Raw genomic sequence first — 16,000 nt, forward strand, 5'->3', positions numbered from 1 at the left:
ATCTTATTACCGACATCTACTTACTTTTAAAGTGAGTCTAGTGTAATTCAGGCATAGTTTAGGTTATGCCTGTTTATTTAAAAGTTTGATATCTGCGTATTGCTCAATCAGATTAGCATCTAACATATGGATATAATCCATAAATATGCTACTAAAACTACCCATCGTTTGAGCTTGATTTGCAGCAAGTTTACCTGCAATTGCAAAATGAATATGGGCTGAAAGAGCTGCAATGGTTGGTGTCGTCACGGCGCTATATGCAGCAATTAATGCACCCAAAGCGCAGCCAGTTGCAGTAATTTTGGGTTGTAACGGGCTTCCGCCGTTTACTTGGATCACAGCATCTAATTCTCTAGATAAAATATAATCTGACTCACCTGAAATAGCGATACAGCTTGCATGCGTTAAGAGTGAAAAAGCTTGTTGATAAGCTTGTTCACTGCTTAAAGTGCTGTCTACACCTTTTGATTGAACCTGATTGCCTGCAAGTGTGCTAATTTCTGAGGCATTACCACGTATAACGTTTGGCTTGAACTGTAAAAGCTCGTCTGTCATTTGACTACGCCAAGCTAATATTGGCCCATATCCCACCGGATCGAGTACCCACGGAATGTTATTGAGCTGTGCGGTCTTGGCAGAGATTTGCATGGCTTGCATTTGCTCTGAAGTCGGTGTGCCTAAATTAATGCTTAAAGCCGATGAAATTTTGGTAAAACTTTCTGCTTCATAAGGATTATCAATCATGGCAGGTGAAGCACCGGAAGCAAGTAATACATTGGCTGTGTAGTTGGCAGCAACGCTGTTGGTAATACATTGTACCAGCGGCGTTTTTGCCTGCATGTTTTGCCAAGCTTCAATCACCTGTTCAATGAGGTTGGATGTCGAAGTCATCTGATAATCCTTATTAAGCCAGAGATAAGAAAGTTAACGGGTAAAATAGTGATCTTGATGTTTGCAATTTTGGCAAATCAACGACACATAATCTGCTGCATCATAGTCAACACTTAGATCATTTGAACCACAGTACATACAACGTTTAAACGAGTAAAAGTTTAAACGAGGTTCGATTTTTCGCCATGCTTTCCATACAGGTTGTACAAATATCTGTTCGTCATAACCTAAAAAGCGGTTAAATAATATATGGCTCATTTTACTGTAAGGAATATTGTAAGGGCGTGGCAACATCGAAGTTTCCCACTTTTCAGTCAAAGCTCGTTCCCGATATTGCTCTAAAGTTTTCTTTAATAGATTGGTATTAATAAACTTTTCATTTCGTGGCTGTAGTGCCTTTTGTTTATAAAGATATTCAAGTGCAGTCTGAATAAGATAATAAATTTGACCAATCGCCAATGAGTCCATTAAACGGTAGCAAAAGGCTTGAAAATTAGAGCTTCCTGCAATTTGGATACCCCAAGTTCGGCAATAGAACTGAGTGAACTGAATAATTTCTTGATAGAGCACCTGAAACAGCACGTCTTTCACTTCATCAGCACTACGAAATGGAATACCAAGACTTAGGTTTTCATAGAACCAGTGGCGTAGTTGTTGAGCTACACTAAATAAACTCGGGTCGCTATAACCATCTAGACGAATATTTAAATAAAAGCACTGTGGTTCATCGGTTTGATCTTGTGCATTTAAAATCCCATCTTTATGAAGCTGTTTAATCAGATGGCTTTGGAACATCCAGTTGGGGGTAATCGGCTGATATTTTATCTGGTCCCAATGAATGTATTCGTCATGTGCAACGTCATCACGAGCATAGTCATCAAGTAGGCTCAGTAAAAAAAGTTTATGTAAAAAACTAAGTTGCTCCAGACTGCGCTGAGGTTGATCTTTTGACTTAAACTGGCGTTGTTCTTGTAATCTGGTCTGCTGTAAAAGCTTTTTTCTTTGTTTAGTGCATTGGTCGCAATGACACGTCATTTTTGTGTCTTTAAATACACGATGTTGGCAATGGCTACATTCATGAAATTGAACGTCTTGCTCAAATTGTTCGGCATCTACCCAGTACATCGACGCTTGGCAGAGAGGGCAATGGCTACTTTCATCTAGCTGTTTTTGTAGAATTTGTAAGGCCATTTCGCTCCGAACGTTTAAATTAATCATGACTGACCTATTATACACAGCCGCATTGCCGATAGATGAGATTGTCTTTTTGTTTGATGCAAAAATAGAAAACCTAAAGTCTTTGTTCTGACTTTAGGTTTTCATAAGAGGTTAAAAGTTAAGATTAAACAGGGCACGGCAAGGTCTCATCATTTTGTCCAAGTTTTTTGGCATTGATCAGTGCCTGCACTTTTTTACTTGGTAATTTCACTTTACCTAAGGCGTCATACGTATTAACGATAGTGGTTACCTCCTGAGCAGTCATTGAAATACCTTCGGCAGACAAGAACACGGCAATTACATGGTGGTCGAGTCCTGCTGCATCTAGATCATGAATCGCTTTAATGTTTTCTAGTCGATGTAAATAAGCTTTTAATTCCATAGTGAGTTCCTCTTGTTCTGATTGAAATACTTATACTGGTATATTGGATAACGCAAGAACCATGCCCAAAATGTAAGAAGCTCCTCAAAAATGTTAAAAGCGAAAGGAGTTTTATTTTTATTGTATAGATTGATTATATAAGCAGCGATTATCGTAATTTTGGTCTAATCTGTGCTAATAAAAGACGATTCTAATTTGAAATGTATAAATGAAGTCCCATTAATTTTATAAAGGTAAACAAACACAGTATGTATGAATGTGTATGATCAAGTTCATAAAATTCGTACTACGGTTTCCAAAAGTATATAAGGAATAAAGATGAATATTGCGGCGCAGCCTCCAGTTCAGGCAGATCAAACAGTTTATTTAAAAGATTATCAAAAACCTGCATTCTTGGTTGAATCAATTAATCTTGATATTCAAGTCTATGACGATAAAACAATTGTTGATTCAACATTAGTCATGAAGCGTCAAACTGCTGGAGACTTGGTGCTACTGGGCCGTGATCTTGAGTTGCAATCTATTCAGCTCAATGGCCAAGATCTTACTCCTGCACAATATTCACTCGATAGTGAACAACTGGTGATCACTGATGCACCAGATGAAGTCATTTTACAAACTCAAGTGATTATTCACCCTGAAACCAACACTCAGCTTGAAGGTTTATATAAAGCTGGTGACTTGTTTGTAACGCAAAATGAGCCTGAAGGTTTCCGTAAAATTACGTTCTATCCAGACCGTCCAGACGTACTTTCAGTTTTTACTACACGTGTAGAAGCAGACAAAAAATATCCGGTTTTACTTGCGAATGGTAACTTGCTTGAAACAGGTGAAGTTGGTGAAAACCGTCACTTTGCGATCTGGCAAGACCCGACTAAAAAGCCAAGCTATTTGTTTGCTTGTGTGATTGGTGATTTAGCTGTATTGAAAGACCGCTATACGACTTCGGAAGGACGTGATGTCGCTTTAGAAATCTATGCCATTGAGAAAGACATTCCAAAATGCCATATCGCAATGGAAGCTTTAAAGCATTCTATGCGCTGGGATGAAGAGCACTATGGCCGTGCCTATGATCTCGACAACTATATGATTGTTGCGGTGAGCCAGTTCAACATGGGTGCCATGGAAAATAAAGGTTTAAATATCTTTAACACCTCATGCGTACTTGCCGATGAAGAATACACCACTGACGCAGCAATTATGCGTGTACAGTCTGTGATTGCCCATGAATATTTCCATAACTGGACAGGGAACCGTATTACTTGTCGTGACTGGTTCCAGTTGTGCTTAAAAGAGGGTCTAACTGTATTCCGTGATCAATCTTTCTCGGAAGATTTACAATCTGCTGCGGTTCAACGTATTGACGATGTCGCTGTTCTTAAATCACATCAATTCCCAGAAGATGCAGGTCCATTGTCGCACCCACCACGCCCAGACCACTTTGTAGAAATTAATAACTTCTATACAGCGACTGTTTATGAAAAAGGTGCGGAAATTAACCGCATGATGTCGACATTACTGGGTAAAGAAAAATTCCGTCAGGGAACGGATGAATATTTCCGCCGTCATGATGGACAAGCCGTAACTGTTGAAGACTGGGTTGCTGCACTCTCTGCAGGTTCAGGTGTTGATTTATCTGCATTCTTAACTTGGTATAATCAACCAGGTACACCAAAGCTTGAAGCGAAAGGTGAATATGATGCAGCAGCGCAAACTTATCGTTTAAGCTTTAAACAAAGCCTAAAAGCACATCCAAAATATCCAAATTTAAAAGCTGTCCCAATTCCTGTAGCGTTGGCATTATTTAATGCGAAAACAGGTGAACAATATACGCTCCAAAGCGAAAGCCTATTTGTAAATGGTGTTAAAGATGGTGTGTATTTGTTTGACCAAGACGAGGCAGCTATTGAGTTTACAGGGGTAACTGAGCAACCTGTTGTTTCACTACTACGTAATTTCTCTGCACCTGTAAATCTGGTATTTGATTACAGTGATGAAGAATTAGCATTCTTAATTCAACATGAAACAAATGGTTTTAACCAATGGCAAGCAACACAAACCTTGCTTGAACGTATTTTGTTAGAAGATCACTCTGCGGATACCTATATTCAAGCTATTCAAAGCACATTGCCTGAATTAGTTGGTCGTGATCCACTTTTAGCATCGCGTTTGTTTGATGTACCAACTGAAGGTTATTTAGGTAGCCGTATTGATCAAAACTATGCACCAGCCGATATTCATGTAAAACGTGAAGCCTTACTCAATCGTTTGGCTCAAGAGCTGGGTTCGTTCTGGAAAGATACGTACCTTACACTGGACCCTGACTTGCAAAAAGAATTTTCTTTAGCGATGGGTGTACGTGCATTAAAGAACATTATGCTCATGATGATGGCGCGTCAGGGTGACCAAAGTGCATTTGAATTAGCTTATAAGCAATATCAAAGCACGGGGAATATGTCTGAACGTTTAGGTGCGCTGCGTGTACTAGTGTGGCAAAGTGCGCCTCAAGCACAAGAAGCCCTAGCTGATTTCTATAACCGCTTTAAAGACGAAGCATTGTCTTTGGACCAATGGTTTATGATTCAGGCGGCAAACCCAAATGCTACAGTTGAGACAATTGAATATCTAACTCAGCATCCTGATTATGACTTAACCACACCAAACCGTATTCGCGCCGTGAGTGGTGGTTTGTCAAATAACCCTGAAAATACATGGGGCTTTGGTGTAGCTCACTTTATTAATCTTGCAGAATATCTGGACGAGAAAAACCCGATTTTAGGTTCACGCTTATTACAGGTGTTATCTCGCTGGTACACGCTTGCCGAACCTCAGCGCACTCAAGTGCAACAGGCTTTACAAGCGTTGCAGCCTAAAGTGAAATCTAAAAACGTTTCTGAAACTTTAAATAGTATGCTGAGCGTTTAATAATATTTAAGCATATTGAATAGAGGCCTCTTGAGGGGCCTTTATTTTTTATATAATTAACTAAATCAAAAAAATATAAAGAAATAGGAATTATATCTCAATTAATACTTAATGATTTATTTTGAATATATCTTTTAATTATTCTTAAAAATAGAGACTAGCTTATCAATTAATTAGAAAAATATTTTAAACTATTCTATAAATTTTATTTTTATTCTTATATTTTTTGCTAAAAATATTGAAATATTTATTTAAATTTTTTCTAAATTATTTTATCGGTATTAAATTAAATTAATAAAAATCAATTATTTGTTTTTTGTATTGTTAATGAATTGTTAATGAAGGGTTAGAATGGGTAATTGTATTTTATTAATTGAAAATTGGAATAAAAACATACTCATACAATTTAAATTTTTTTATGTATGATGCCAAAAATAGAGTAAAAAATATAAGCTTTAAAAGAGCAGTCGAATAAAAGTGATTGTAATGGTGAAGATTAATTTTTTTACATCTATTAATTCCAACAATTTAATGTAAAAAGGTTTTAACCATGAAAAAGACTTTTTTTTATTTATCAGCATTTGCTGTAGGATTATCTTCTCTCAATGCAGCCAATGCCGCTACAGCAACAGGCACCTTGACGGTTAGAGCTACAGTAACAAATAGCTGTGTCCTGAATACCTCAGCTACTGGTACGACAGCTAATGCAGTTCTAGACTTTGGCACCTTAAGTTCTCTGGCTGGTAATGTAGACGCAGATACTACGACTACTGGTGGTACTCCAATTAGGGTGTTGTGTAACAACACAGTGCCATGGACTTTGTCATTTGATGGTGGACAAAATGTTTTATCAACTCAACGTCGTATGATTGGTGGCGCGTCTACTACAGAATATATTCCTTATAACCTTTACTCTGACACAGGGCGTGCTACGGCTATTGGAGTTGCAACAACGGCTTATAGTGGAACAGGCACGGGTAATGTCCAGACAGTTAACGTGTATGGCCGTATCCCTGCTGGTACAACTTTACCAAGTGCAGGTAGCAATGTTGACACTGTGACAGTCACAGTAACTTATTAAATTTTATAAATTATAAATATAGTTAGCCCTTTAAAAGGGCTAATACTTTAGAAAGATATACTTGGGTTAATTATGAAAAAAAACATTTTTATTATTACGGGATTATTCTTATCTTTATCGAGCACTATTTATGCCGCTACAATTCGTCTTTCACCCGTAACGGTGGAAATTTTAAGTAATCAAAGTGCTTCTTCGATTAGTTTATATAACCAGTCAAATGAAAGTACCGATTTACAGGTGCGTGTATTTGAGTGGAGTCAAAACAATGGACAGGATCAATTAACCCCTACGGATGAAATTGCGGTTAGTCCACCTTTTTTAAAATTACAACCTAATGACTCTTATAATTTACGTGTAGTGAGAGTTAATCCAACACCAGTTTCTGGTGAAAAAACTTATCGTATTATTATTGATGAGCTGCCAAAACCTATGGATAGCCGCAAAGTTAGTCAAGGTGTAAATGTCTTACTGCGCTCATCATTACCTGTATTTGTAGTGAATAAAGATGCGATTACTCAACTAAATTGGAAAATTGATAATAGTCAAAAAACCACTTCTTTAAATATCAGCAATATTGGAAATAGGCATGCACTTTTAAATGACTTAAAACTAGTAGATCTAACAACAAATAAGAGTTACTCCATTAAAGTAAATACAGTGAATGGTTATATTCTTGCAGAACAATCACGAAGCTATCCGATTAGTAATTTTTCATATCAGCCCGACCATAAATACAGTATTTCCTTAACAGTTAATGGTAAGAAAGTCACGCTATAAGAGGCTTATATGAAATATATTATAGGTGTCTTATGTGTTACATATCTTCCTGCATATGCTTTTGCTGAACAGTTACAGGACAATACGAATGTGCCGGTTCCAAGTATTCCGGACACGATTGACAGCAAAAGTAAAAACACGCAGATAAAGATGAATGAACAGGAGCAAGATAATAACGTTGCACAGCTTTTTTTAAATATTTCTATTAATTCCAACCCTTCTGAGGATTTAGTAGCCGTAAGACAAGATCAAGATAAAAAATTATATATCCGTGCCCGTGACTTAAAAACTTTAAGACTAAAAATAGATGATTCCATTTCTGATAGCCAGTGGATTTGTCTTAATGAGCTTAAAGATATCCGGTTTAAATACTTGGAGAATGAGCAGTCTTTAAACTTACAAGTACCTCCTCACATGATGACAGGCTATTCGGTTGACTTAAAAGGGCAGCAGATCACCAGTCCGCAGCTACTTAAAATAAAGCCTTTAAACGCTGCAATCCTGAACTATAGCCTGTATCACACCATAACTAATGATGAGAATGTTTTCTCCGGTTCGGCAGAGGGAATTTTCAACAGTGCGATCGGTAACTTTTCGTCTGGTGTGTTATATAACGGAAATGATGAAAATAGTTATAGCCACGAAAAATGGGTACGTCTGGAAAGTAAATGGCAATATGTAGACCCTGAAAAGATCAGGATATATACCCTAGGGGACTTTATCTCCAATAGTTCGGATTGGGGCAGCAGCGTCCGCCTTGCAGGCTTTCAATGGTCGAGTGCCTATACTCAACGTGGCGATATTGTCACTTCGGCACTGCCACAATTCTCCGGTTCAGCCGCACTGCCTTCAACACTGGATTTATACGTTAACCAGCAAAAGATTTATTCAGGACTTGTCCCGTCAGGCCCTTTTGATATTAAACAGCTCCCTTTTATTTCCGGAAATGAGGTCACACTTGTAACTACGGATGCTACTGGTCGGCAGAGCATTACCAAAAAGCCTTACTATTTTTCATCCAAGATTCTGGCAAAAGGTATTAATGAGTTTTCAGTGGATGTTGGGGTTCCGCGCTATAACTATGGCCTATACTCAAACGATTATGACGATGCTACCTTTGCATCAGGGGCAATTCGATATGGTTACAGCAACTCATTAACCTTAAGCGGTGGGGTAGAGGCTTCAACAGATGGTTTGTCTAACATTGGAACAGGCTTTGCCAAGAACCTGTTCGGTATTGGGGTGATTAATGCTGATATTGCAGCAAGCCAGTATAAAGATGAAAACGGTTATTCTGCCTTGTTGGGTTTAGAAGGTCGGATTAGTAAAAATATTTCTTTTAACACCAGTTACCGCAAAATATTCGATAACTATTTTGATTTGGCACGAGTATCTCAGGTTCGATATTTAAAAGATAATCAGAGCGATGCTGAGTCACAAAACTACCTCAACTACAGTGCGCTGGCAGATGAAATTTTTAGGGCAGGAATTAACTATAACTTTTATGCAGGTTATGGGGCCTATCTGGGGTATAACCAGATTAAATATAGTGATAACCAATATAAACTGCTATCGGCCAATTTAAGTGGAAGTCTGAACAAGAACTGGGGATTTTATACCTCTGCCTATAAAGATTATGAAAATCACAAGGACTACGGTATTTACTTTGCGCTGCGATATACACCTTCGAATAAATTCAATGCCATTACTAGTGTTTCTAGCGACAGCGGTAGATTGAGTTATCGACAAGAAATTTTCGGTTTGTCGGACCCGCAAATTGGGTCATTTGGATGGGGAGGCTATGTTGAGCGAGATCAGGATAACCACGACAACAATGCATCGATCTATGCCTCTTACCGTGCCCGTGCTGCTTATTTGGCAGGTCGCTATAACCGAATTGGAGATAACGATCAGGTTGCTCTTTCGGCAACGGGATCTTTGGTAGCTGCAGCAGGACGGCTCTTTGCGGCCAATGAAATTGGAGATGGATATGCTGTTGTCACTAATGCAGGCCCGCAAAGCCAAATCTTAAATGGTGGAGTAAATTTAGGCTTTACGGATAAATCAGGGAGATTTTTGATTCCTAGTCTCATGCCATATCAAGAGAACCATATTTATTTAGATCCTTCATTCTTGCCTCTAAATTGGAGCGTTAACTCCACTGAACAAAAAACTGTTGTAGGTTATCGCCAAGGAACAATGATTGATTTTGGCGCACATCAGGTCATCTCAGGATTAGTGAAACTTGTTGATAAAAATAACTCACCGTTATTACCGGGGTATAGCGTTCAAATTAATGGACAGCAAGATGGAGTGGTTGGCTATGACGGTGAAGTGTTTATTTCAAACTTATTAAAACAAAACAAACTTGTAGTCGATCTTCTTGATCATGGCTCATGCCAAGTTGACTTTACCTATAACAGTAATCAGTACTCAACTAAAAAATTGGGACCTTATGTATGTCATTAAATTTTATGAATAAGGCTCAAATAGAGAGCTATAAAAAACTTCCACGGTCTTTAAAATACTTCATAGGCATTTGCTTATTTTATCTCGTTTATGCATTTTTTAGTCCTGCACAAGCTGCTTGCACGGTAAGCGGGACTACAAATAGTACTTTTAATTACACTGCAGCAAATATTAATAGTGATGCAACCGTAAACCTTTCAGGAACAATTACTTGTACGAATTTAGGACTTCCCCAGATTTCTAATTTTATGTGTATGAAAACCGTATTTACAGGAGCAACCACTGCGAATAATAGTGTGACTTTACCCTATACAGTTACTGCAACTGTAGGCGGGGCTGGCTCTTCTACTACCAACCAAACCTCCAATGTGTGGTATGGTCCAGTAGCAACAGTCGCATCAAATAATATTGTGAGTTACTCGGTAAATATAAAAGTACCAGCTCGAACGGGGTCTCTCATTGCATATCCTAAAGGAACCTATACGGCTTCGGTTCGGTTGTATTGGGATATGGATCTTTTGGGTTTGTCATGTGGCGATTTACTTGGTGGCTGGGATTCTGGTGATACATTACTAACAGCAAACTTTGTGGTCCCAAGTCTGTGCCAATTAAACTCAACTTCAACTGTAGATTTCGGCAATATTAATGATATTGGTACGACTAAGCGTGATTACACAACTCAAGGAGCAGTGAATACTACCTGCAACTATGGAACACCTTATAGCATTTATTTAGGGGATGGCAATAATCGTATAGTTGGAGGTTTTAGGCGTATGACCAATGGAAATAATGATTATATTCCCTATCAGCTATATAAAGATTCTAATTATAGTACGGTATGGGATGCCACAGGAGGTGTAACCAATGTTGGTGGTTCAGGTGGAGTCTCAAAAACTGGTACAGGTAGCGCTCAAAGTACACCCGTTTATGGAAAAATTCCGCAAGGCACTTCCATTTCAACTAAACCGGGAAACTATTCTGATAGTGTTGTTGTGACAGTGACTTATTAATTTTAAGACTATACGTGGATCTTTTATTTCAATAGATCCGCGTAATTCCTTTGATATTGTCCAAAATAGTTTGAGTACAAAAAGAGAAAGTTAAAATATTCTTAGTTTTTTGAAACTTGGTCGTCATCAAAAACAGTTTGACTTAAAAAGACATCCTGTATATTTAATAATTAGTTCCAAAAAGGAACTGAATAGTAAAACAGGCAATTAAAAATAAAGGTGAATAAATGTCGGATATTATTTTGCATCAATGGGAAATTTCTCCATTTTGCCAAAAAGTTGCAAGAGCTTTGAAATTTAAGGGAATCCCATACGAAACGATTAATTACAACGGCATTCTTGGAGCGAAAGTACCTTTGCTCAGTAAAGTGGGCAAAGTACCTGTTATTGATCATAAAGGGCAGCGTATACAAGACAGTACCCGTATCGCTCGCTACCTAGACGAAACTTTTCCGGATACACCTCGACTTTATCCCGAAGACGCAAATCAAAAAGCACTTGCAGAACTTTGGGAAGACTGGGCAGATGAATCACTCTATTTTTATGAAGTATATTTAAGGGTAAATGATTCGGAAGCTTTAGAAGAAGCAATTCGTATTAGCAATATTGGTCGCCCTGCATATGAAAAACCTATGGTGAAGGGTTTTATTTTAGCTGAACTAAAAACACAGCTTTTCTTTCAAGGCTTGGGCAGAATGAAGACTGAAAATGTTGAAGAAGAATTTATACGACACCTTGACCGTATTGAGCAGGTTTTATCACAAAGTGAATGGTTAGTGGGTGAGAATCAAACGATTGCAGACATAGCTGTAGTTGCTCAACTTGGTGAAGTCATTCGTACAAGTAAGAAGTTTGGTAAGGAAATCTTGGATCGTCCATTTATGGCAGCATGGTATAAAAAACAAACAGGTTGAGACGACTATGGCATCAGCAACACCAGATAAAATACGAGATTGTGCAGTTGTTATTGGCGTTGGGGCATCACAGGGCATTGGTGCTGCCGTATGTCATCGCTTTGCAAAAGAGGGCTTAAAAGTTTACGTTGCTGGACGTACTTTCCAAAAAATTGAGGCAGTAGCTGCCGAAATTCATGCCAATGCAGGTGAAGCTGTGGCATTTCGTTTAGATGCAGAAGATATCAATCAAGTACAGGCATTGTTTGACACCATCATAAGTCAGAATGAACGCATTACTGCAGTTATTCATAATGTTGGGGGAAATATTCCCTCAATTTTTTTACGCAGTCCGTTATCGTTTTTTACTCAAATGTGGCAATCCACTTTTTTATCAGCCTATTTAGTTTCTCAAAGCTGTTTAAAAATATTTAAAGAACAAAACCACGGTACGCTTATTTTTACCGGAGCCAGTGCTTCGTTGCGTGGAAAGCCTTTTTTTGCAGCTTTCACTATGGGGAAATCTGCCTTGCGGACTTATGCGTTAAATTTAGCTCAAATTTATAAAACTCAAGGCATTCATATTGCTCATGTCATTATTGATGGAATGGTGGATGGCGACAGAATTAATAAAGCTTTATTTGGTCTAGGACGTTTCATTCGTCTCACACGGGGAACGGGTGGGCTCAATATTAATGCCATAGCCGACAACTATTGGATGCTCTACCAGCAAAGCCCTGAGCTTTGGACACATGAGCTAGATTTACGCCCATACCAAGAAAAATTTTGAGAGACACATATGCTAAAAACAATATTTCAGAAGTTTCAAAAAAAGCAGGGCTGTGTGGTTATTGCAGGTCATGATATAGAACTACTTGACCAGAACTTTGTAATTTTAGACAAAAATGAGCAATCTCCATTGTATGTCTATCAAGCTGTACATGATTCTAGCGTTCAGAATATACAAGTAAACCGTGTAAATGATGGCATAACGAGTGTCCGTTTAAACTTGGTGAATACTGAGCATTTAAAAAGTTTACTAAAATATATTGCCAGCCATAGTCATAGCATTGAGTTATGCGTGTTTCAGCCAAATTTTTCATCTGCGCCAAATATTGAAGCTTTATTTTTAGAAGAAATTGAGCACAGTTGGCAAACAACGGGTTTAAGCGCAGTGAGCGTGTCACAAGCAGTGATTAAACCAATGCTAAAGCAGCAGCGGGGCACTGTTATTTTTCTTGGAGCGCCATCTAATAACTCGACTCACTACGATGTGTTAAGCCAAAGCATGTTTGCGAGTATTCGAGCGTTATCACAGTCATTGGCAAGAGAGTTTCAGCCCAAAGGAATACACGTGACATATTGTATGGTGGAAAAATGGGATGGGCAAAACCAGCACTTTATTTCATCTGTTAAACAAGTCTGTCAGCACATCTATCAACAACCTAACACTGCATGGAGTCAAGAGCTTAGCGTGTCTTGAGATTTTACTTTCGAGTGTTCTTAAAATAGAGTACTGCTTTGGAATGACAACAGAACAATAATTTTGAAGGTACTTAAATGTTAAATATTAAGAATATTCAACAAACGGTTAAAGTAGCAACTACAATGGCAGCTTTGATGTGCTTTTCTTCACTGGCACAAGCATATCAATATGAGCAAACCGCGCGTTTAATTAATGAACGCTTATCTTATATGAAAGATGTTGCAGGCTATAAGGCAGAGCAGCATTTACCGATTGAAGATTTAACACAAGAAAAGAAAGTACTCGATCAATCGCTTTCTGAAGCCGACTCTTTTGGGCTTAACAGCGAAACAGTAAAGCCATTTATAGTAGCGCAAATGGATGTGGCTAAAGCAATCCAGTACCGTTATCGCGCCGACTGGTTGTCGAGCCCGGAAACCAACTGGAAGCCTCAAGACTTAAGCGAAGTACGCGTAAAAATTAGCGCTTTAAATACGGAGCTGCTAAAAAATATCGCCTATGAACTTAAGAAAAATAATAACAAAGCGCCTCATGGCTGTAGCTATATGTGGCCTGTTCAGCATCCTCAACTTAAAGAAGCTGACAAGAGGGCTTTATGTGTAACATTGAATAAAATCAAATTAAAACAATGAACCACCCAAAGTCTTCCCTATAAGTAAATTATTCAATCAACATTAAATCGGCAGTATTGGCAGATTTAAGTGGTCGTAAAGCAAAGGTTGAACGCGTATGGCGGATTCCTTTAATCGAGTAGAGCTTTTTACGTAAAAAACGTTCGTAATGCTCGGCATCTTTTACGGCTACTTTCACCAAATAATCATAGTCGCCCGTAACTAAATGCGCTTCGACCACTTCCGGAATATCTGCCAAAGCCTCGCTAAAGTTTTCTAACATTTCATCATCGTGGCGTTCTAGGGTAATTTCAATAAAGAACAACTCATGAATACCAATCGCTTTGGGGTTTACGTTTACGGTATAGCCTTCAATAATTTTTAGACTTTCTAAACGTTTGAGTCGAGTCCAGCAAGGCGAAGATGAAAGCCCGACTTCTTCGGCGAGCTGTGCAACCGTTAAACGGCCATTTCTACGTAGGGCAGATAATATTTTCCGATCTATGCGATCTAGTGTGTATTCTGTGCTGTTCAAAATATAAACCAAAGAAGATTCTTCTATTAATTTTAAATATACGTGATTTTTATGCTGATATCATTTAAAAAAACTGAAAATTCAGTAAACATTTTGAGTGACACAGCCATACACTATTTCTATGCATCGGACTCTACTGGATAGGAGTTGTGATGAAGCAAAGAGCACTGTTTCAGTAAGGGTGACTAAACAGTGCTCTTTGCGGATCTTACCCAAAAATCAAATATCAGGAATTTTTGATTCATACATTAGAATCATTAAATATTGGTTAAATAATAAATATATTCTTATTGGTCATAGCGCTCATCTTTCCAAGAATCTTATTAAATATCCTAAATAGCTAAATATTATTATTGAAAGTCAAAAAAAGGCATACTTTAATCCCTAACCAAAGTACTAATTTAACAATTAAATAAGCGAGTAAAATAAATAATATATACTTGTTAAAACTTAATCACCTAATTTTAATAAGGTGATTAAATATTCGAAAGAGAAGAAGGTTATCCTGTTTTCTTTATTATTAATAGACACTTAGAGATAATTATTATTTAATACGCCCGCAATATTATGACTAATGCTTTTAATAACTTTGTCGGGGAAATAATGCGTAATTTTTTAGTAACAATTTTCACTTTATTAGTAGGAACATCAATTTATGCGAGTCAAGAATCTAAAAATCTTCTAGAGCAAACACAATGTGAGAAAGCAGTAGAGCTTCATGGTTTTTTAAGCCGAGCTCAACTTGATTGTAACTATCACTATTATTCAGAAGAGTTAAAAGAGGCTGCCGCAAAATGTACTAAACATGATCTCGGCGAAAAATATGGTAGAGAGGTTATGAAATTTGGGATGAAGGAATTTGAAGAGCGTAAGAAAGAGGATACACAGGGCCACTTTTGTCATAAGGTTTTAAAAGAATTTCCAAAATATATTAAACAATAAAAAAATAAGGTTTTAAAAACCTCTTCTAGCAAGCCGATAAGATGGATTTAATTATTCATTTTATCGGTCTATAAATTTACTAGTTAAATTAGAGAATAATTCTTAAAAAATTAGCTAATATAAAAATTCACCTTGTTTTAGATCTAACAATAATCATTTTTTAGTTTGAATCCCTTATTGTAACCATAAAAATAACATTTCCTTCCTTGGATTAGCCGTTCGTTATGTATTATGGAGGAAAAATAAGCATCAGTCGGCATTCAAAGTCTTAATTAATATAGCGGAGTACATTTTAAGTTTACTTATATTTTTAAATTTCAAAAATAAAAGATTCTAGAATGGATGACTAAATCTTAAGTAAAGTTATTTTATAGAGTTTTTAAAGCTTTATTTCTAGCCAATATCACATTGACACCTAAAACCCCTCCGATTATCCTTTGCCTGCTAGCCACATTGCTAGCGGGTTTTAGCAGACCCTATTTAAACAAAGACGATAGACAGAACCTAGTTTTGTGTGTCGTGAACTCGTTCGCCCCCTTTTTCTCTATGGTAGGGCGGAAGGGGGACACCTTCGGGTGTGCTGGTTTCTTTGTTTTCCAGTCTGCTAACCCTCTTTCGTCCTGCCACCATCATTTAGCAGTGATTGGTAGGATTTCTTTTAAAAAACAAAGGAGTCCGCAATGCGTACTAATTCTTCTCATTTATTGGTTTTTGCCAAAGTCTTTTTGTCTATACCACTTAAACAGTCTATAAGGCGGTTGAATCGACTCTAGGTTTTTT

At 37.6% G+C, this 16,000-nt stretch carries 14 protein-coding genes; 10 read left to right on the top strand and 4 right to left on the bottom strand.

The genetic code is table 11. The annotated features are described in order from the left end of the window. Window positions 1-63 precede the first annotated feature (63 nt). The 3 genes from thiM to R5R67_RS02960 all read right to left on the bottom strand — a co-directional run bounded on the left by thiM (window position 64) and on the right by R5R67_RS02960 (window position 2,491). A complete protein-coding gene (thiM, locus tag R5R67_RS02950) occupies window positions 64-891 on the bottom strand; it encodes a hydroxyethylthiazole kinase (protein WP_000204859.1) in 828 nt (275 codons plus the stop codon). A gap of 33 nt (window positions 892-924) precedes the next feature. Further along, window positions 925-2,082 (bottom strand): hypothetical protein, encoded by a 1,158-nt coding sequence (locus tag R5R67_RS02955; protein WP_001207854.1) that lies wholly within the window; start codon window positions 2,080-2,082, stop codon window positions 925-927. Window positions 2,083-2,233: 151 nt separating this feature from the next. Beyond that, window positions 2,234-2,491, bottom strand: a complete 258-nt coding sequence (locus R5R67_RS02960) for a hypothetical protein (RefSeq protein WP_000420541.1) — start codon at window positions 2,489-2,491, stop codon at window positions 2,234-2,236. Between the two features lie 318 nt (window positions 2,492-2,809). Between R5R67_RS02960 and pepN the strand changes: the two genes are divergently transcribed. The 9 genes from pepN (at window position 2,810) to R5R67_RS03005 (ending at window position 13,764) form a co-directional block, all read left to right on the top strand. Continuing rightward, complete coding sequence (pepN, locus tag R5R67_RS02965; protein WP_001017226.1) at window positions 2,810-5,416, top strand: aminopeptidase N; 2,607 nt, start codon at window positions 2,810-2,812, stop codon at window positions 5,414-5,416. 550 nt (window positions 5,417-5,966) lie between these two features. Then, window positions 5,967-6,497: a spore coat U domain-containing protein gene (locus tag R5R67_RS02970; RefSeq protein WP_000750671.1), complete on the top strand. Its 531-nt coding sequence runs from the start codon at window positions 5,967-5,969 to the stop codon at window positions 6,495-6,497. Between the two features lie 72 nt (window positions 6,498-6,569). Continuing rightward, entirely contained in the window at window positions 6,570-7,274 is a 705-nt protein-coding gene (locus tag R5R67_RS02975; protein ID WP_000739318.1) for a molecular chaperone, read from the top strand. A 9-nt stretch (window positions 7,275-7,283) separates the two neighbouring features. Further along, a complete protein-coding gene (locus R5R67_RS02980; protein WP_000873963.1) occupies window positions 7,284-9,743 on the top strand; it encodes a fimbria/pilus outer membrane usher protein in 2,460 nt (819 codons plus the stop codon). After that, complete coding sequence (locus R5R67_RS02985; RefSeq protein ID WP_000055765.1) at window positions 9,734-10,753, top strand: spore coat U domain-containing protein; 1,020 nt, start codon at window positions 9,734-9,736, stop codon at window positions 10,751-10,753. Before R5R67_RS02980 ends, R5R67_RS02985 begins: the two co-directional genes overlap by 10 nt. Window positions 10,754-10,980: 227 nt before the next feature. Continuing rightward, the gene (locus R5R67_RS02990) at window positions 10,981-11,667 is read left to right on the top strand and encodes a glutathione S-transferase family protein (protein WP_001279994.1); all 687 of its coding nucleotides are present in this window, start codon (window positions 10,981-10,983) and stop codon (window positions 11,665-11,667) included. A gap of 7 nt (window positions 11,668-11,674) precedes the next feature. Then, window positions 11,675-12,436, top strand: a complete 762-nt coding sequence (locus R5R67_RS02995) for an SDR family NAD(P)-dependent oxidoreductase (protein WP_000135428.1) — start codon at window positions 11,675-11,677, stop codon at window positions 12,434-12,436. Between the two features lie 9 nt (window positions 12,437-12,445). Further along, complete coding sequence (locus tag R5R67_RS03000) at window positions 12,446-13,129, top strand: SDR family NAD(P)-dependent oxidoreductase (RefSeq protein WP_009519416.1); 684 nt, start codon at window positions 12,446-12,448, stop codon at window positions 13,127-13,129. A 77-nt stretch (window positions 13,130-13,206) separates the two neighbouring features. Continuing rightward, window positions 13,207-13,764, top strand: a complete 558-nt coding sequence (locus R5R67_RS03005; protein ID WP_000932083.1) for a chorismate mutase — start codon at window positions 13,207-13,209, stop codon at window positions 13,762-13,764. 28 nt (window positions 13,765-13,792) lie between these two features. Here the strand turns inward: R5R67_RS03005 and R5R67_RS03010 are convergent, their stop codons facing one another. After that, window positions 13,793-14,278 (bottom strand): Lrp/AsnC family transcriptional regulator, encoded by a 486-nt coding sequence (locus R5R67_RS03010; RefSeq protein ID WP_001089197.1) that lies wholly within the window; start codon window positions 14,276-14,278, stop codon window positions 13,793-13,795. A 603-nt stretch (window positions 14,279-14,881) separates the two neighbouring features. Here R5R67_RS03010 and R5R67_RS03015 point away from each other — a divergent pair. Beyond that, window positions 14,882-15,220, top strand: coding sequence for a hypothetical protein (locus tag R5R67_RS03015; RefSeq protein ID WP_001243508.1), 339 nt, complete (start codon window positions 14,882-14,884; stop codon window positions 15,218-15,220). The last annotated feature ends 780 nt before the right edge of the window (window positions 15,221-16,000 follow it).

Origin of the sequence: Acinetobacter sp. OYA S30 (assembly GCF_033599315.1) — a bacterium.
GTDB lineage: Bacteria > Pseudomonadota > Gammaproteobacteria > Pseudomonadales > Moraxellaceae > Acinetobacter > Acinetobacter baumannii.